Source organism: Ruminococcus sp. AF20-12LB (genome assembly GCF_003478985.1).
Lineage (GTDB): Bacteria > Bacillota > Clostridia > Lachnospirales > Lachnospiraceae > Blautia_A.
In genome coordinates, this window is the sequence record NZ_QUGH01000014.1 from 3,118 (window position 1) to 19,603 (window position 16,486).

General features: G+C 41.6%; 22 protein-coding genes and 1 pseudogene. 22 read left to right on the top strand and 1 reads right to left on the bottom strand.

From position 1 onward, the window contains the following. The 13 genes and pseudogenes from DWX61_RS15365 to DWX61_RS15425 all read left to right on the top strand — a co-directional run. Nucleotides 1-336: pseudogene (locus tag DWX61_RS15365) on the top strand (AAA family ATPase); the annotation flags it as partial. Between the two features lie 524 nt (nucleotides 337-860). Next, the gene (gene mobV, locus DWX61_RS15370) at nucleotides 861-1,826 is read left to right on the top strand and encodes a MobV family relaxase (protein ID WP_001820668.1); all 966 of its coding nucleotides are present in this window, start codon (nucleotides 861-863) and stop codon (nucleotides 1,824-1,826) included. 8 nt (nucleotides 1,827-1,834) lie between these two features. Beyond that, nucleotides 1,835-2,689 carry a ParB/RepB/Spo0J family partition protein gene (locus DWX61_RS15375; RefSeq protein WP_118626189.1) on the top strand — a complete coding sequence of 285 codons (855 nt, stop codon included), beginning with the start codon at nucleotides 1,835-1,837 and terminating at the stop codon, nucleotides 2,687-2,689. 45 nt (nucleotides 2,690-2,734) lie between these two features. Next, the gene (locus DWX61_RS15380) at nucleotides 2,735-2,965 is read left to right on the top strand and encodes a YdbC family protein (RefSeq protein ID WP_001206986.1); all 231 of its coding nucleotides are present in this window, start codon (nucleotides 2,735-2,737) and stop codon (nucleotides 2,963-2,965) included. After that, a complete protein-coding gene (locus DWX61_RS15385; RefSeq protein WP_000253176.1) occupies nucleotides 2,965-3,228 on the top strand; it encodes a hypothetical protein in 264 nt (87 codons plus the stop codon). The genes DWX61_RS15380 and DWX61_RS15385 overlap by 1 nt, the downstream gene beginning before the upstream one ends. Before the next feature lie 54 nt (nucleotides 3,229-3,282). Continuing rightward, nucleotides 3,283-5,139: a recombinase family protein gene (locus DWX61_RS15390; RefSeq protein ID WP_001820670.1), complete on the top strand. Its 1,857-nt coding sequence runs from the start codon at nucleotides 3,283-3,285 to the stop codon at nucleotides 5,137-5,139. Between the two features lie 255 nt (nucleotides 5,140-5,394). Further along, nucleotides 5,395-5,820 (top strand): hypothetical protein, encoded by a 426-nt coding sequence (locus DWX61_RS15395; protein WP_118626191.1) that lies wholly within the window; start codon nucleotides 5,395-5,397, stop codon nucleotides 5,818-5,820. A 175-nt stretch (nucleotides 5,821-5,995) separates the two neighbouring features. After that, nucleotides 5,996-6,406: a peptide deformylase gene (locus DWX61_RS15400; protein WP_117990283.1), complete on the top strand. Its 411-nt coding sequence runs from the start codon at nucleotides 5,996-5,998 to the stop codon at nucleotides 6,404-6,406. A 27-nt stretch (nucleotides 6,407-6,433) separates the two neighbouring features. Further along, on the top strand, nucleotides 6,434-6,802 hold the full coding sequence (locus tag DWX61_RS15405) for a VOC family protein (RefSeq protein ID WP_118515728.1): 369 nt from the start codon (nucleotides 6,434-6,436) through the stop codon (nucleotides 6,800-6,802). A 10-nt stretch (nucleotides 6,803-6,812) separates the two neighbouring features. Next, on the top strand, nucleotides 6,813-7,268 hold the full coding sequence (locus tag DWX61_RS15410) for a YaiI/YqxD family protein (protein WP_118515730.1): 456 nt from the start codon (nucleotides 6,813-6,815) through the stop codon (nucleotides 7,266-7,268). Nucleotide 7,269: 1 nt separating this feature from the next. Next, entirely contained in the window at nucleotides 7,270-7,611 is a 342-nt protein-coding gene (locus DWX61_RS15415) for an arsenate reductase family protein (protein WP_118039893.1), read from the top strand. Between the two features lie 65 nt (nucleotides 7,612-7,676). Continuing rightward, a complete protein-coding gene (locus DWX61_RS15420) occupies nucleotides 7,677-9,203 on the top strand; it encodes a Y-family DNA polymerase (RefSeq protein WP_118515808.1) in 1,527 nt (508 codons plus the stop codon). 15 nt (nucleotides 9,204-9,218) lie between these two features. Next, nucleotides 9,219-9,638 carry a hypothetical protein gene (locus DWX61_RS15425; RefSeq protein WP_118626193.1) on the top strand — a complete coding sequence of 140 codons (420 nt, stop codon included), beginning with the start codon at nucleotides 9,219-9,221 and terminating at the stop codon, nucleotides 9,636-9,638. A gap of 29 nt (nucleotides 9,639-9,667) precedes the next feature. Here DWX61_RS15425 and DWX61_RS15430 read toward each other — a convergent pair whose 3' ends face one another. Continuing rightward, nucleotides 9,668-10,549, bottom strand: a complete 882-nt coding sequence (locus DWX61_RS15430; RefSeq protein ID WP_118626195.1) for a helix-turn-helix transcriptional regulator — start codon at nucleotides 10,547-10,549, stop codon at nucleotides 9,668-9,670. A 110-nt stretch (nucleotides 10,550-10,659) separates the two neighbouring features. On the opposite strand from DWX61_RS15430, the gene DWX61_RS15435 reads away from it, so the two are divergent. The 9 genes from DWX61_RS15435 (at nucleotide 10,660) to DWX61_RS15480 (ending at nucleotide 16,470) form a co-directional block, all read left to right on the top strand. Further along, nucleotides 10,660-12,003: an MATE family efflux transporter gene (locus tag DWX61_RS15435; RefSeq protein ID WP_118626197.1), complete on the top strand. Its 1,344-nt coding sequence runs from the start codon at nucleotides 10,660-10,662 to the stop codon at nucleotides 12,001-12,003. A gap of 3 nt (nucleotides 12,004-12,006) precedes the next feature. After that, nucleotides 12,007-12,636, top strand: coding sequence for a sugar O-acetyltransferase (locus DWX61_RS15440; RefSeq protein ID WP_118626199.1), 630 nt, complete (start codon nucleotides 12,007-12,009; stop codon nucleotides 12,634-12,636). A 377-nt stretch (nucleotides 12,637-13,013) separates the two neighbouring features. Next, the gene (locus DWX61_RS15450) at nucleotides 13,014-13,265 is read left to right on the top strand and encodes a hypothetical protein (RefSeq protein WP_118515740.1); all 252 of its coding nucleotides are present in this window, start codon (nucleotides 13,014-13,016) and stop codon (nucleotides 13,263-13,265) included. Further along, entirely contained in the window at nucleotides 13,252-13,470 is a 219-nt protein-coding gene (locus tag DWX61_RS19370; RefSeq protein WP_286188085.1) for a hypothetical protein, read from the top strand. Before DWX61_RS15450 ends, DWX61_RS19370 begins: the two co-directional genes overlap by 14 nt. 31 nt (nucleotides 13,471-13,501) lie before the next feature. Next, nucleotides 13,502-14,257, top strand: coding sequence for a 4Fe-4S binding protein (locus DWX61_RS15460; RefSeq protein ID WP_118626201.1), 756 nt, complete (start codon nucleotides 13,502-13,504; stop codon nucleotides 14,255-14,257). A gap of 80 nt (nucleotides 14,258-14,337) precedes the next feature. Further along, entirely contained in the window at nucleotides 14,338-14,463 is a 126-nt protein-coding gene (locus tag DWX61_RS19375) for a hypothetical protein (RefSeq protein WP_255639151.1), read from the top strand. A 24-nt stretch (nucleotides 14,464-14,487) separates the two neighbouring features. Then, complete coding sequence (locus tag DWX61_RS15465) at nucleotides 14,488-14,967, top strand: sugar O-acetyltransferase (RefSeq protein ID WP_227752346.1); 480 nt, start codon at nucleotides 14,488-14,490, stop codon at nucleotides 14,965-14,967. 424 nt (nucleotides 14,968-15,391) lie between these two features. Further along, a complete protein-coding gene (locus tag DWX61_RS15475) occupies nucleotides 15,392-16,117 on the top strand; it encodes an MBL fold metallo-hydrolase (RefSeq protein WP_330672060.1) in 726 nt (241 codons plus the stop codon). Further along, entirely contained in the window at nucleotides 16,114-16,470 is a 357-nt protein-coding gene (locus DWX61_RS15480) for a VOC family protein (RefSeq protein WP_015541530.1), read from the top strand. The genes DWX61_RS15475 and DWX61_RS15480 overlap by 4 nt, the downstream gene beginning before the upstream one ends. Nucleotides 16,471-16,486: the final 16 nt, after the last annotated feature.

Below are 16,486 nucleotides of genomic sequence, written 5' to 3' on the forward strand. Positions count from 1 at the left end.
CGTTGGGAGCTTGTGGAGCGGAAAACGCAGGAGCAGCTTGCGAAAGAAACGATACCAGATGTCCTTTTTCGGTTGGTGGATTTTATGAGGGATAAGGAAGAATGGATAGGCACGGCAACGGAACTGTTAGCCGCTATGGGGGAAACGGAAACCATACCCACGGTGATTACGAAATGGCTGAATGAATACCGCACCACATTTTTAAGCGAGAACCGTATCTGCTACCAGTACAGCCGCAGGAAAGACGGCAGGCGGATTGCCCTTGCAAGGAGGGCGGGTGACAGCGGTGATGGTGGTGACAGCGATATTAGGATACCCCCCTGTTACTGTCATTGACGCTTAAAGCCATGTAAAGCTGGCGGCTCTGCCCTGCGGGTGACAGCAGTGACGGTGGTGACAGTGATTTTAGGATACCCTGCCGCTGTCATCCCTACGGGAGAACACCCCGTAAACGCAAAATGCAGGCGTGAGATTTACTCGCCCTTTTCGGTCGTGTAAAACCACCCCTGCGGTCAGAAAAATCATTCCGATTTTTCCGACTGCGTTTACAGGGTGTAACACACTACACTTTGCCCTGCAAAGTCGTGTGCCAGACGTTCCCTCTGGACTCCCTTAAGGCAGGGCTGTGCCCTGCTATCCTACGCCTTACGGCTTCGGATAAAAGAATGGCGGCATGACGGTGACGGCTCTTGCGAGGGGGGTATCCCAAAAACACCGTCATCATCGACATGACCGTCATGCAGGGGGTGAGGGTGACAGTTGCGGCAGTCGGCAGGGGGTATCCCAAAACTGCTGTCACCACCGTCACCGCTGTCACCCCAAAGGACGGTCACCCGCCGAAAGAAAGGAGGAATCCGCCTATGCCTTATGCAATCCTGCGTTTCCAGAAACGAAAAGCGGGCGGCGTTGCGGCTTGTGAACGCCACAACGAGCGGAAGAAAGAAGCCTACAAAAGCAACCCAGATATAGATATGGAACGCTCTAAAAACAATTACCATCTCATAGCACCACCAAAGTACACCTACAAGAAAGAGATTAACCGCATGGTAGCCGAAGCGGGGTGCAGGACAAGGAAAGACAGCGTGATGATGGTGGAAACGCTCATCACAGCTTCACCAGAATTTATGAACCAGTTACCGCCCGAAGAACAAAAAGCGTATTTCCAGACGGCTCTTGACTTCATTTCGGAGCGTGTTGGAAAGCAGAATATCCTCTCCGCTGTCGTCCATATGGACGAGAGAACGCCCCATATGCACCTCTGCTTTGTGCCGATTACGCCAGACAATAAGCTGTCAGCGAAAGCTATCTTAGGCAACCAGAAATCATTATCCGAGTGGCAGACCGCCTACCATGAGCGGATGTCCTCACGGTGGAATCAGCTTGAACGGGGGCAGTCCTCAATGGAAACCAAGCGGAAACACGTCCCCACATGGCTCTATAAATTAGGCGGCAGGCTTGATAAACAGTATGAAGAAATCGTGTCTGCCCTATCCGACATCAACGCCTTTAACGCAGGGAAGAAAAGGGATAAAGCGTTAGATTTACTCTCTGCATGGCTGCCAGACGTGGAGAAATTCTCTAAGGAAATCGGGAAACAGCAGGCGTATATCGACAGTTTGAAAGAGAGAATTGGGCAGGAATCAGACTATGCGGGGCGTATGCGTGATGAAAAGTACGAGCAGGAACTAAAGGTGCAGAAAGCGAATCAGAAGATATTTGAATTGCAGAGAACCAACGAGCAGATGGGGCGGCTGCTGTCAAAAATACCGCCCGAAGTGTTGGAAGAATTGCAGAAAAATCATAGAAGCAGAGCGAAAGAAAGGTAGATATGTGAATGAAGAAACAGGATTTTAAGGTGTTAAAGACCAAAGACTTGTACCCGTTCCCCGACAACCCGTTTCATGTGGCAGAAGATGAACCGCTGTCAGAGTTAGCGGAAAGCATCAAGGAATTTGGCATTGTCACGCCGATAATCACACGCCCGAAAGAGGACGGGGACGGTTATGAAGTGATTGCAGGACAGCGGCGTGTCCGTGCTTCTGAACTTGCAGGGATAAATACCGTGCCTGCGTTTGTCCTGCCCTTAGACCGTGACCGAGCCATCATCACCCTTGTAGACAGCAATTTGCAGCGTGAGAATATCCTGCCATCGGAGCGGGCGTTTGCTTACAAGATGAAATCCGAAGCCATGAAGCGGCAGGGTTTCCGCACAGACTTAACCTCGTCACAAGTTGTGACGAAGTTGCGGACGGACGACAAGGTGGCACAGGGCTTCGGCGTGGGCAGGATGACCGTGCAGCGTTTTATCCGCCTGACGGAACTGATACCGCCGATTTTGCAGATGGTGGACGAGGGGAAAATCGCCCTCACGCCTGCGGTGGAACTGTCCTTCTTGAAGAAAGACGAGCAGGAAAACCTCTTTGCCACGATGGAGAGCGAAGAAGCAACGCCCTCACTCTCACAGGCACAGCGGATGAAACAGTTAAGCCAGAGCGGGCGGCTTGACATGGATACGATATTTGCGATTATGACGGAGGAAAAGGGCAACCAGAAAGAAACCTTGAAAATCAACACAAGCAAGCTGAAAAAATACTTTCCGAAGAACACAACGCCGAAGCAGATGGAGGAAACCATCATCAAACTTTTGGAGCGTGAGTTGCAGAGGAAACGCAACCGTGACAGCCGCTAATCTTCTTTTTTCGGGAAGTAAATACAGAGAGTTGAGGTATGGAGAATGAGAGAAATCCAGTATGAAATCGTAAAGGAAATCGCAGTATTGTCTACGGGCGACAGTGGCTACACAAAGGAAATCAATCTCATTTCATGGAATGGGAAAGAGCCGAAGTATGACATCCGCAGCTTTTCCCCGAACCGTGAAAAGTGCGGCAAGGGAATCACGCTGAACGCTGATGAAGCGGCGGCACTCCTTAAAGCATTACAGAAAGAATTAAACAGCGAGGATTAATGGTATCTGATTGGCAGGGCGGGGACATTTCCAAACTCTTCCCTGCCCTGTCTGGAAAGGAAGATTTAAGTATGGGCGAGGATAAGAAAGCAGATAAAAAGAGAAAGCGTATCGTGCCAAAAGCACCAGTGCAGATGATAATCAGCCGTGAATATGTCGGCACACAGACCGTTACAGAAGCGTTTGTCCCGATTATCTCCGAGGATATTCGGAAGAAGATTGCCGAGGGCGACACCTTCGACAATGAGGGGCTGTCCGCTTAGAATGTACGCAATGGGACATGAAAACAGATAGGACAGATACGGAGGTTTTACAGTATGGCAGGAATCAAAGAAGAAAAGAAAATCTATTTAGTCGGCATTTATTGCCGCTTATCTAAAGACGATGGTACGGATAACGAGAGTGCGAGCATTGCGACACAGAAATCCATCCTCACGGATTATGTGAAAAAGCAGGGATGGCACATAGCAAAAACGTATGTGGACGATGGTTATTCTGGTACAAATTTCCAAAGACCAAGTTTCCAGAATATGATAAAAGACATTGAAAGCGGTCTGATAAACTGCGTGATTACGAAAGATTTATCCCGTCTGGGGAGAAACTATCTTGATTGTGGGTTATATCTGGAAGTTTTCTTCCCAGAGCATAACGTGAGGTATATAGCGGTCAATGACGGCGTAGATACCTTGAATAAATCTGCTATGGACATCACGCCTTTCCGCAACATTTTAAACGAAATGTATGCCGCTGACATATCTGTTAAGATAAAATCGGCATATCGGGCGAGGTTTCAACAGGGGAAATTCATGGGAACTACCGCCCCTTATGGCTATATCAAAGACCCTGCCGACCACAACCATCTGCTGATAGATGATAAAGTGGCACATGTTGTAAAAGAGATATTCGACCTTGCATTAAAAGGGAATGGAGTTGCCAAAATTTGCAGACATCTTAATAAACAGCATATCCTACGCCCTGCCGCTTATGCGGCGGAGCGTGGCGAAACAGGCTTTGAACGTCATTTTGAGGGGAACGAGGACAAACGCTATATTTGGAGTGGGAACAGCGTGAGGAGCATTTTAAGAAGCCCGATATATGCGGGAAATCTTGTAGGCTACAAACGGATTGCCGCCAATATGAAAAGCAAGAAACGCCCCTCTAAGCTGCCCGAAGAATGGGAAGTGATACCCAATACCCATGAGGGAATAGTCACGCAGGAGGAATTTGATATTGTCCAACAGCTTATTACAAGTCGTAGGCTTCCACAGAACAAGGGAGGATTTGTAAATATTTTTGCAGGCGTTATCAAGTGTGTGGACTGCGGATGTGCTCTGCGGGCAATGAACGTACACAGGAGGAAACGCCCAGAGATTATCGACTGTGTACAGTATTCATGTAATAATTATGCAAGAAACGGAAGAAGCGAGTGTAGTGCCCACAATATAGAAGCAAGGGATTTATTCAATGCCGTTCTTGCCGACATCAACTGTTTTGCGGATATGGCAGTGAATGATGAAAAGGCGGTCAGGGCCATAGAAAAGCGGCTCACGGAAACAGACCAGAGCAGGGCGAAAGCATTAGAGAAAGAACGTAAGAAGCTGAACAAACGCCTTGCGGAACTGGACAGGCTGTTTTCCTCTCTCTACGAGGATAAGGTCATGGAGCGTATTACCGAGCGGAATTTTGAGATGATGTCGGGGAAATACCAGAAAGAGCAGCTTGAAATTGAAGCAAGGCTGAAAGAGGTGACGGAAACTCTTAATGAAAGCTACGAGAAATCACGGGGAATCCGTGACTTCCTCGCCCTTATCCGAAATTATCAAGGCTTAAAAGAACTGGATGCAACAGTTATAAACGCACTCATAGACAAGATACTTGTTTCGGAGCGTGAGAAGATGGCAGACGGAACAGTGAAGCAGGAAATCAAGATTTACTATAAATTCATCGGCTTTGTCGATGAATTACATATCATACCTACAAAACGGTGGGCAGCAATGCCCGCTAAAAATTGTACGGTGTGCGGCGTTGAATATGTCCCGGGCTCTGGTGCATCAAGGTATTGTCCTGCTTGTGCCAAGAAGATACGGAGGGAGAAATCAAACGAGAGCAAACGCAGGAGCAGAGAACAGAAAAGGATAGCATGTATGAACTGTCCGCAAAAAATGACCGACTGATGTCGGCCAGGAGGAGTGAGGATCCTGGAGACCATACACGATATGGTTGAGGCTGCCTGCGATGGCGCTAACGGACTGGGTGTTCCCTGAGATGGGATACACGCGTGAACAAGACAAACGAGCACTGAATGAAAAAGATTGCCCCGGTGTATTTCGGGGTAACTGACAATAGAAGTCGTGTGGCAGAGGGAAACTTCTGCCATACCCTTGTGTTGCCAGTGAAAAGAAGTGGCAAACAGAAAGGAGATTAAACAGATGAAACCATATCTAAAAGCAGAAGAAATAACTAGAGAGATTAAAGAAAAGTTACCGGTGATTGATGAGGAGACTTTCAGAGAACATTATTGTTCAGAGTGTCTGTATTATGCAGAAAGGATTGATAAGAAGCCGCGTTGTATGCAGCGCCAGTGTTCCTGGGATCAGGAAGAGGAACATTTCGCGCCGGTATTAAGAAGGATGATTCCGATTCTTGATGAGGAATGCATGCAGGCAGAGGAGAGGTATATTGATGCCAAACGTAGAAGAGACGCTATTCAAGAGATGTTCGCAGAGGCGATTCGCATGGAACGCAGAAAAAAAGATCCATGTTACAAATGTGCGTATAATTGTCATGCTCCATGCATCGGATTTTGCTATCAGCAGATGACAGCTCATCCTGTTGATCCGAATGAAAAAATCTAGGGAGAAGAAATTTTGTTTGGTAGGAAAGACTCACTATAGGAATTGTATTTATGTTATACTTGAGTCGATATTGAGAGAGAGTATTTGATTGATGCTGTAAAATTGATCTTGAGTCGATGAGAAAGCTTTTCGATCAAGATAAATAAGAATAAAAATAGAATACAGGAGAAAGTAAATGGTAAAACAAATCGTAAGAGACGTTTTCTTCTTAGGCCAGCCATCTGAACCGGCCACGAAAGCAGATATCCAGGTTGGAAAGGATCTGCAGGATACGCTGCAGGCGAACAGAGAACGTTGTGTTGGTATGGCGGCGAACATGATTGGTGTAAAGAAGAATATCATCATTGTAAATATGGGATTCATAGATGTTGTGATGTTCAATCCGGTGATTGTTTCAAAACGTGACATGTATGAGACAGAAGAAGGCTGTCTGTCCCTGGACGGTGTCCGCAAGACGACCAGATACCAGGAAATTGAAGTGGAGTATTATGACTTTAACTGGAAAAAACAGAGGCAGAAGCTGTCCGGATGGACGGCACAGATTTGCCAGCATGAAATTGATCATTTATCCGGGAAGATCATATAACCGAAAGTGAATTGCGAGGTGGCCAGCATGTTAAAGAATATACTGATCGTAGTAGATGATATAGAAAAATCCATAGAGTTTTATAGGGATTTATTTGGTCTGCAAGTGATTCTTCAGAATGAAGGGAATGTAATTTTATCGGAGGGCCTTGTTTTGCAGGACGTTGGTTTATGGGGAAAGACGTTGGATGAGATTTCTACACCATTCAATAACAGGATGGAACTGTATTTTGAGGAATTTGATATAGATGGATTGCTTGCAAAATATGAATCCGGTAAGTATTTCGTCCGATATGCCACTGAACTAGCAGAAATTGCAGGTGGTCAGAAACTTGTAAGGCTGTATGATCCGAGTGGTAATCTCATCGAGGTTCGCACTCCGTTTATGTGTAATTGAGGGAGAAGATATGCAGATTTTTGTTGATGCAGATGCCTGTCCGGTAGTTGGTATCGTTGAAAAAGTTGCGAAAGAGCACGATCTTCCGGTAACGTTGTTGTGTGATACCAATCATGTGTTATCTTCTGATTACAGTGAAGTAATCGTAGTTGGAGCCGGAGCAGATGCAGTGGATTATAAACTGATCAGCATTTGCCATAAAGGAGATATTGTTGTATCACAGGATTATGGAGTGGCGGCAATGGCACTTGGAAAAGCTGCGTATGCGATTCATCAATCCGGGAAATGGTATACCAATGAAAATATTGACCAGATGCTTATGGAACGCCACTTGAACAAGAAAGCGCGAAGGGCATCCGGAAAGAATCACTTAAAAGGACCAAGAAAACGAACAGCAGAGGATGATGAGCATTTCAGAGCGTCTTTTGAGAAATTGATACATATGGTGATGGACAAGGAGAAATAATTTGAATATACAGATTTTTGGAACAAAGAAGTGCAATGATACAAAGAAAGCAGAACGTTTTTTCAAAGAACGTGGGATCAAGTTTCAGTTTATTGATATGAAAGAAAAAGGCATGAGCAAGGGTGAATTCAATTCGGTCGCCCAGGCAAATGGTGGACTGGAAAATATGATCAACTGGGAGGGCAAGGATAAGGATCTGCTTGCGCTCATTAAGTACATTGCAGAGGAAGATAAACTTGAGAAGGTACTGGAAAACCCGCAGGTGATTAAGACACCGGTGGTTCGTAATGGAAAACAATCCACTCTTGGATATCAGCCGGATATCTGGAAGGCGTGGAAATAAGAGTGCCGGTAGACTTCTGACCTAGATAAATAAAGCAACACAGGAGAATCGGGAGGTGTAGAATGATGGAAAAGAAAAGAACCTATATTGCAATCGATCTTAAGTCATTCTATGCGTCTGTGGAATGTAAAGAACGAAATAGGGATCCTTTAACGACCAATCTTGTGGTTGCGGATAAAAGCAGAACAGAAAAAACAATCTGTCTTGCGGTATCGCCAGCTTTAAAGTGTTATGGGATACCCGGAAGGGCTCGTTTATTTGAGGTTGTTCAAAAAGTAAAAGAAGCCAACAGCGCCCGCAGGTGGAAAGCGCCGAACAGAGCTTTTATCGGAGCTTCTGATGACAGCACAGAATTAGATACCAATCCGGCACTGGAGATTGATTATATTGTTGCTCCACCACGGATGGCTCTCTATCTGGAATACAGCACCAGAATTTACAGCATTTATCTGAAATATATTGCGCCGGAAGATATTTTCCCTTATTCGATCGACGAAGTATTTATGGATGTAACGGATTATCTGCATACCTATAATATGACAGCAAGAGAACTTGCCATGTCCATGATACAGGACGTGCTGAAGACAACAGGTATAACAGCAACTGCAGGAATTGGAACAAATATGTATCTGTGTAAGATTGCGATGGATATCGTGGCAAAGCACATTAAAGAAGATAAAGATGGTGTACGAATTGCGGAACTGGATGAAATGTCATACCGAAGGAAACTCTGGGGCCACAGACCACTTACTGATTTTTGGAGAGTAGGAAAAGGATACGCAAAGAAGCTGGAAGAATACGGGCTTTATACAATGGGTGATATTGCAAGATGTTCCATCGGAAAAACGAATGAATTATACAATGAAGATCTGTTATATAGGCTGTTTGGCGTTAATGCAGAACTGTTGATCGATCATGCCTGGGGGTACGAGCCCTGTACCATGGAAATGGTCAAGGCCTATAAACCGGAAACGAACAGTGTTTGTTCCGGACAGGTACTTCATTGTCCTTATGATTTTGAAAAAGCAAAACTGGTTGTAAAAGAGATGACGGACCAGATGGTTTTGGATTTGGTGGACAAGAAGCTGGTCACAGACCAGATCGTGTTGACAGTTGGTTATGATATTGAGAATCTGAGCAACACCGACAGGAGAAAACAATATCATGGAGAGGTTACGATCGATCGTTATGGAAGAAAAATCCCGAAACACGCACATGGAACGACCAATCTAAAAAGGCAGACTTCCTCAACAAAAATGATAACGGATGCAGTAATAGAACTATATGACAGGATCGTTGACAGAAACCTGCTTATCAGAAGAATCAATATCACAGCGAACAGGCTTGTGGATGAAAGTTCTGTAAAGAAAGAAGAGGTGTATGAGCAGCTGGATCTTTTTACGGATTATGAGGTGAAAAGGAAAAAGAAGGAAGAGGAAGAAGCCGCGCTGGACCGCGAAAAGCGTATGCAGGAAGCCATGCTCAGTATCAAAAAGAAGTTTGGAAAAAATGCTGTACTGAAGGGAATGAATCTTCAGGAAGGCGCAACCGCCAGGGATAGAAATGAACAAATTGGCGGACATAAGGCGTAAAGGAGTTGGAAGAGGATGAAAAATAATTCTTATGACGATATCATCAATTTACCCCATCCGGTCTCTAAGAATCATCCGCAAATGCCGCTTCAGGATCGGGCAGCGCAATTTGCTCCTTTTGCAGCCCTGACTGGACATGATGCTGCGATAAAAGAGACGGCAAGATTAACCGATGAACGATTGGAACTGAGTGAGGAAGCGATTGCTCAGCTGAACGAAAAAATTAATATAATCAGAAATAATATTGGCATAGAACAGAAAGTATCGATAACTTATTTTATTCCCGATGCAAAAAAAGCCGGCGGATCCTATGTTACGTGCTCCGGTAGTGTAAAAAAGATAGACGAATACGAGCATACCATCATCATGACAGATCAAACAGTCATTCCAATCGAGCAGATAAGTGATATTAAATGTGAAGAGTGGCAAATCTGAGAGTTTAAGCCAAAGAATATGAATAGTGCTTATCTATTGCTGTTTCGAAACTTCCCAGGGGTGGTATTATAATACTTATGAAAAAGTTCACAAAAATAACTGCTATTTGAAAACCCGCAGGTATACGCTATCTCAGTAACAGACATTGTAGTATTTTGAAGAAGAAAAACAGATTTTTCCAAACGATAGCGATTTAGATATACCATTGGGGAAGTATTCAAATATTTCTGAAAAAGGGAAGTGCATTTTGTCTTGCAGCAATTTCCTGAGGATGAAATATCTTTAAGCATAATTTTTTGGGGATAATTTTTCTGCACATATCCGATCATTGTAGTAAGAGCCAGAGTATCCTCTGTATCTTTATCATAATCTGGAAAATAGTTCATATTTTCAGCAAGGAGGCGAAAAATATGAACGGTTTTTTCCAGCGTAATAAATGGCTGTATTTCATCCACATTTTTTTTGTAAAGAATTTCAAGGTCACGAAGAATAGAATTCTGCCACAGGATAGACGGATTCAGTGGCTGATAGGGAAAATGAATATTCTGTATCAGGGGATTTAGACATTTTTCCACAAAATAAGTATTTACAGAAAGCAACTGCGGAGATAACAGAATACAGATAAAGAGACATTCTGTATGAGTATCGGAATAGCCATAATGAAAGCAGCGGCTGTTTACAAAAATTCCTTCACCTGCTTGCAAAGAAATCTTCTGACCATTCACATCATAAAACATCTGTCCCTCTAAGATCAGAATAAATTCCAGATCGTCATGCCAATGACTGACTGCACGAAAGTCAGGATAGCGTGAAAGCTGTCCCTTTTTTATATATGCAGGAAAGTCTGGATTGTTATAGGCAACATTTTCAGATGCATCTGAATTTAAAATAATGCTTGGACATAATTCCATCAAAATAATCTCCTTTTCGAACGTTTGTTATATTATTATGGCTGATTATGGTATAAAAATCAATAAAATTGGTTTATTTTTATATTGTGCACAGAAAGGAAAAATTGTAGATGGGAAACGAATTCACAAATAAGATTTTGAAACTTGCTCTGCCCATTACAGCACAACAATTTATGTTAGCACTTGTAAGTGCATGCGATGCTTTTATGTTGGGAGGATTAAATCAGAACTCTCTGTCAGCAGTTTCGCTGGCTTCGCAGATCACCTTTGTTTTTAATTTGATTTTAACAGCACTTACAATAGGGGAAAATATGTTTGTTGCACAGTATTATGGAAAAAGAGATTTTGATGGATTACGGACATCAGCAGGACTTGTATTAAGATATGTATTCATAATTTCCATTCTCTTTCTGCTTGCAACATTCTTTATTCCTGAAACGCTCATGCGACTATTTACAAACGATACTATACTGATTGATTATGGTATTAAGTATTTGAAAGTGATTGGATTATCCTATATCTTTTCAGGAGTTCTGCAGGTTTTGCAGGGAATCTTGAAAAATTGTGGTTATGCAGGCAGATGTACCATAATAAGTGCAGTTGTTGTCTGTGTTAATATTATACTGAATGTTATTCTGATTTACGGATACATGGGCTTTCCAAGAATGGAGATTGCAGGTGCGGCACTGGCTACTGTCATTGCAAATGGACTTGGTCTGGTTATTACGATTTATATTTTGCACCTGAAAAAGGAATTTTGGATTGGAGTAAAAGCCATAAAAAACAGGGAAGTCCATATAACAAGGAAATTCTGGAAACATGTTTATCCGGTACTTTTTAATGAACTTGCCTGGGGCGGTGGATTTACGATGTATTCTGTCATACTTGGACATCTTGGTTCAGATGCTATCGCAGCCAATTCTATTGCAAATATAACCAAGAATCTTTTAATCTGTGGTTGTACCGGCTTTGGATATGGGGGAAGTATTATTGTTGGAAATCTGCTTGGTAAAGGGAACTTATCTGAAGCAAAGAAAAACGGAAATATTTTATGCAAAACTTCGGTATTTTTGGGCGTGGTGACGGCTGGAGTGATTTTTCTTGCGACACCTGTAATCCTGCATTTTACGAATCTGACTGATATAGCAACAGGATATTTAAAGAATATGCTGTTTATAAGCAGCTATTATGTAATAGGAAAATCAATTAATTCTATGACAATAGGGGGTATTTTTCCAGCAGGGGGAGATACAAAATTTGGATTAATATGTGATGTGGTTACCATGTGGTGCTTTGCAGTTCCACTGGGATGTATCGCAGCATTTGTATTTAAATTGCCGGTAATGATGGTGTATTTTGTCTTAAATCTGGATGAACTGGTAAAACTTCCGGCAGTATTTAAACATTATAAACAATATAAATGGTTAAAAAATTTAACAGAAATGGAGAATTAAATTATGGATATGAAAAAAAGAAGAGATATGCAGCTTGCTTACATTTCAGATGAAGCGGTTATAGAAGAACAGAGGATAGGTAGAAAAATTCTGCAAAAACTTAATTTTGCAGATCGGTCGGATTTTGATGGGATTGCAGAAATAGTAAAAGAACTTTTGGGAAAATCGGAAGATGCATGGATTAACCCACCTTTTTACTGCGATTATGGTTCGCATATAGAAGTAGGTAAAAATTTCTTTGCAAATTATAACTGTACAATTATAGATGTGGCAAAGGTAAAAATCGGTGATAACTGTCAGATGGCACCCAATGTATCTATTTATACAGCAGGACATCCAATTTATCCAGATACGCGCAATTCTGCTTTTGAATACGGAAAAGAGGTTACCATCGGGGATAATGTATGGTTGGGAGGAAATACAGTAGTGTGTCCTGGAGTACATATTGGAGACAATGTGGTAATTGGTGCAGGAAGTGTTGTAACAAAAGACATTCCGGACTGGTCCATTGCAGCCGGAAATCCATGTCGTGTGATTAGAAAAATAACAGATGAGGACAGGAGAAAATTGTTTCACAATGAAGAAATTGATGATGAAGCATGGGATATGATATGTGCACAGGCGGAAAAATAATGCATCTTAATCCAGTCCATCAGAATGTGAAATCCTGCGTCAGATATCTTTGCCATGCGTCAAATCGAGCAGGAAGCCCCCACTTCAAAATCGTAAGATTTAAGTGGTGGGAGCATGTCACGACCACCATATTCAAAGGATAGGATTCATAAAGCAACAGAACGAATTATTGAAGAACAAAAAGAACAATCAAAGGATTTATAGAATGAGATTTAAGAGAAAAAGCCTCATGACCATGAGGAAAAATGAAAGGGAAATACGTTAGCTGATAAAGTGTATAGGTTCAAAAGGGAAAGTGCCCTTTTGGACCTTATTTTGTGTTATTCCGCAAAAAAATGAATCACTCACAATTGGATGAGTGTTAGAAGGAAAAGAAGATGTTATCAGTATTATTTACTATTTGTATGATTTGGTTTGTTGGAAAATTTTTTATATTTGGTTTAAAAGCATTCTGGGGAATCATGAAATTACTTTGTACTGTTATTTTCTTTCCAGTGATATTGAAAAAGAAAAAAGAGAAGCAATTGAAGCTCAGATCGTTTTATGATGTAATATTATTACTAAAAAGTGTGCAGAAGCATGGAATTGAGGGATATAATGATAGAAATACAGTTCATGCCACGATTTGAGAAAGTGCTGAACAGTTTGTTACGCATGAGCAACATTGATGTGGTCACTGATGATGGACGTGTGCAGAGAAATGGCGGAATCAGTGTCCAGATGAAGACTTTTATTGACCGTACTTATCCCATCTGGCAGCATCTTGGTAAAAAAGAGGTTTTCAAACATATAAAGACTATTGAAAACAATTGGTTAACCGTTATAAAAGTATAATAAACAAATCGAAATCAGCAGGAGGAACATTATGGGATTTTATAACATATTTTTCAGCCCGACAGGGGGCACAGAGAAAGTAGCAGATATTGTTGCGAAAGGGACGAAGCTGGATGCTGAAGAAATCGACCTAATTAAAGAACCAGATAAACTCATGAAGGTGAAATTTGAAAAAAAGGATTTATGTTTGGTTGCTGTACCGTCTTACGGTGGACGCATTCCATCAGTTGTAACGGATATGTTCCGCAAAGTAAAGACAGATGGTACGAAGACAATTCTTGTGGCAGTATTTGGAAACCGTATGATTGACGATACCTTATTGGAACTGCAGGATGTTCTGGAGGCATCGGGCTTTGTATGTATCGCAGGAATGGAGGCTGTCGCAGAGCATTCCCTGATGCACCAATTTGGAACCGGACGCCCAGATCAGCAGGATGAAAAGGAATTGTTGGAGTTTGCCGCAAAGATTATGCAAAACAGCGAAACACAAAGGACACCTGTATTTCCGGGAAACAGACCATATCGAGAATATGGTGGTGTTCCGCTCAAACCTGTTGCAAATGGAAAATGCACTTCCTGCGGTCTGTGCGCAAAAGAATGCCCGGCAGGTGCCATTCCGTTGGACAATCCGAAGATGACCGATAAGGATAAGTGCATTTCTTGTATGCACTGTGTAGCAGTCTGTCCGAAGAAAGCAAGAAATTACAGTAAGCTTGTCAGTTTTATCGCCGGTCGGAAAATGAAGAAGGTTTGTTCCGGTAGGAAGGAAAACAAATTGTATTTATAATAGGGCGAGCAATACAATGGGAAACATGTAAAATCAAGTTTGCATAATTAAGAAAATTGAAATTGTGAGGTTAACGAAATATGATAAATAAAACGGAATGGAACAGAATGATGGAGGGTAAATTATATAATCCATATAAAGTTGGTGATAATTCGTTTGAAAACGTTCATGCAGCTCAAAAAAAGTTTAATGAATCAGAATACTGAAACGATAAAAGTGCTTTTGAAGAATTGAAAAAATGCTTTAAAGTAGCTCCTGTGGATATGGTACTAACGCCTCCGGTCTATTTTGATCATGGCGATAGAATATCATTTGGAAAACATTTTTATGCTAATACAGATTTGACTATATTAGATGAAAATTATGTTACGTTTGGAGATAATGTATTTTTAGCTCCCCACGTAAGTATATATACAGCAGGTCACCCAATTGATAAGGATGTACGCAACTTGGAACTGGAATATGCCAAGGCTGTAACAATAGGCGATAATGTTTGGATCGGTGGAAATGTTGTAATCAATCCCGGTGTCACAATTGGAAGTGATGTAGTCATTGCTTCTGGTTCAGTTGTGGTAAAAGATATCCCAAGCCATGTTGTTGCAGGAGGTAATCCGTGCCATGTAATTAGACAAATAACAGATAAAGATAAAAATAATTGGCGCACTCAACTAAAAGAATATGAAGATGATATTGAATCGTTCGGAGAGTAAATATTTTTCCACTGCCGTCCGTATGGATGAGGCATTTTTGGAGCTTTTGGAAAAGAAATATTACGGTGAAATGAGTTGCGAATATTTCATCCTTTATTAGTTAAATTTTATCTGCAGCGTTGTCGTTAATCGTCGCAGCCACCGCTACGCATCATTCCTCCGCCTTGCAGATGAAGAAATCATCCTGCGTCAATATAGCAGAAACTTAATTTTTGCTGTACTAATTACATCGAATGAAAACTGATATAGGAATTGTTTTTTAAAATTGTGGACAATGTCAGAAATAGCTGTTAAAATCTTATAGAAAAACTTTAATATGGTAAAGTGATAATCATAAGCCGTTTATCAGAAAAAAACGAGGAGAAAGAATAGTCTAATCGGTCGTATTGTAGAACCGGAAGAAATCGCAAAGGCTGTTTATTTTATGGCAATCGATCTTTCAAGTACTATTACAGGTGATATCATGAAAATTACTTACATTAACCACAGTGGATTTTTGGTTGAAACCAGAGATTGCTACTATATTTTTGATTATTTCAAGGGTGAATTACCGTATCTTGACAAGAAAAAAGAGGTAATCATCTTTTGCAGTCACTTCCATGAGGATCATTTTAACCCACAGATCTTTGGGATTCTTGATGATATGGGGATGACATATCAGGCAGTTCTGGCGAATGATATACGAAAAAGGAATCATTTGTCGGATATGAAGATTACATATGTTTATCATGATCAAACTTATAATCTGGATAATGATACCAAAGTCGATACATTGCTATCTAACGATAGTGGTGTAGCATTTATTGTCAAAACAAAAGAAGGCACCATTTATCATGCCGGTGACTTAAACGACTGGTATTGGGATGGTGAGCCGAAAGCTGACAACCGGAGACTTACTTCAGCATATCGTGCAGAGATCAGGAAAATTAAAGGTATGCATTTTGATGCTGCATTTGTCCCCCTAGATCCGAGACAGGGAGATCACTATGCCGACGGGATCTTGTATTTCCTTAAAAATATAGATTGTAATGTCATTTTTCCAATGCATTACTGGAATGATGCCAATGTAATTAAGCGGTTTATTACTGAATATCCGCAATATAAGTCACGCATTAAAAACACAGAATGTACAAAAGGAGAAGAATTATGAAATTTAAGATGATTCATGAAAACTACAATGTATCAGATCTGGACCGATCTATTAAATTTTACAACGAGGCCCTTGATCTGCACGAAGTGAGAAGAACGACTACCGATGATTTTATCATTGTGTATCTGAGCAATAATGTAAGTGATTTTGAGTTAGAACTTACCTGGCTTAAAGATCATCCACAGCCATATAATCTGGGGGAATGCGAATTCCACCTGGCATTTCAGGCAGAGGATTACGAAGCAGCGCACAAAAAGCACGAAGAGATGGGATGTATTTGTTTCGAAAATGAAGCAATGGGAATCTATTTCATTGTAGATCCAGATGGCTACTGGCTTGAGATCCTGCCATAAATTTGGTTGGAAAATC

What these genes read in the sequence shown, in the direction of transcription:
- DWX61_RS15395 (WP_118626191.1), top strand. Translation starts at nt 5,395, where the DNA reads ATGAAACCATATCTAAAAGCAGAAGAAATAACTAGAGAGATTAAAGAA.
- DWX61_RS15390 (WP_001820670.1), top strand. Translation starts at nt 3,283, where the DNA reads ATGGCAGGAATCAAAGAAGAAAAGAAAATCTATTTAGTCGGCATTTAT.
- DWX61_RS15435 (WP_118626197.1), top strand. Translation starts at nt 10,660, where the DNA reads ATGGGAAACGAATTCACAAATAAGATTTTGAAACTTGCTCTGCCCATT.
- DWX61_RS15440 (WP_118626199.1), top strand. Translation starts at nt 12,007, where the DNA reads ATGGATATGAAAAAAAGAAGAGATATGCAGCTTGCTTACATTTCAGAT.
- DWX61_RS15425 (WP_118626193.1), top strand. Translation starts at nt 9,219, where the DNA reads ATGAAAAATAATTCTTATGACGATATCATCAATTTACCCCATCCGGTC.
- DWX61_RS15405 (WP_118515728.1), top strand. Translation starts at nt 6,434, where the DNA reads ATGTTAAAGAATATACTGATCGTAGTAGATGATATAGAAAAATCCATA.
- DWX61_RS15375 (WP_118626189.1), top strand. Translation starts at nt 1,835, where the DNA reads ATGAAGAAACAGGATTTTAAGGTGTTAAAGACCAAAGACTTGTACCCG.
- DWX61_RS15480 (WP_015541530.1), top strand. Translation starts at nt 16,114, where the DNA reads ATGAAATTTAAGATGATTCATGAAAACTACAATGTATCAGATCTGGAC.
- DWX61_RS19375 (WP_255639151.1), top strand. Translation starts at nt 14,338, where the DNA reads ATGATAAATAAAACGGAATGGAACAGAATGATGGAGGGTAAATTATAT.
- DWX61_RS15385 (WP_000253176.1), top strand. Translation starts at nt 2,965, where the DNA reads ATGGTATCTGATTGGCAGGGCGGGGACATTTCCAAACTCTTCCCTGCC.
- DWX61_RS15475 (WP_330672060.1), top strand. Translation starts at nt 15,392, where the DNA reads ATGGCAATCGATCTTTCAAGTACTATTACAGGTGATATCATGAAAATT.
- DWX61_RS15420 (WP_118515808.1), top strand. Translation starts at nt 7,677, where the DNA reads ATGGAAAAGAAAAGAACCTATATTGCAATCGATCTTAAGTCATTCTAT.
- DWX61_RS15380 (WP_001206986.1), top strand. Translation starts at nt 2,735, where the DNA reads ATGAGAGAAATCCAGTATGAAATCGTAAAGGAAATCGCAGTATTGTCT.
- mobV (WP_001820668.1), top strand. Translation starts at nt 861, where the DNA reads ATGCCTTATGCAATCCTGCGTTTCCAGAAACGAAAAGCGGGCGGCGTT.
- DWX61_RS15400 (WP_117990283.1), top strand. Translation starts at nt 5,996, where the DNA reads ATGGTAAAACAAATCGTAAGAGACGTTTTCTTCTTAGGCCAGCCATCT.
- DWX61_RS15450 (WP_118515740.1), top strand. Translation starts at nt 13,014, where the DNA reads ATGTTATCAGTATTATTTACTATTTGTATGATTTGGTTTGTTGGAAAA.
- DWX61_RS15430 (WP_118626195.1), bottom strand. Translation starts at nt 10,549, where the DNA reads ATGGAATTATGTCCAAGCATTATTTTAAATTCAGATGCATCTGAAAAT.
- DWX61_RS15460 (WP_118626201.1), top strand. Translation starts at nt 13,502, where the DNA reads ATGGGATTTTATAACATATTTTTCAGCCCGACAGGGGGCACAGAGAAA.
- DWX61_RS15410 (WP_118515730.1), top strand. Translation starts at nt 6,813, where the DNA reads ATGCAGATTTTTGTTGATGCAGATGCCTGTCCGGTAGTTGGTATCGTT.
- DWX61_RS19370 (WP_286188085.1), top strand. Translation starts at nt 13,252, where the DNA reads ATGCCACGATTTGAGAAAGTGCTGAACAGTTTGTTACGCATGAGCAAC.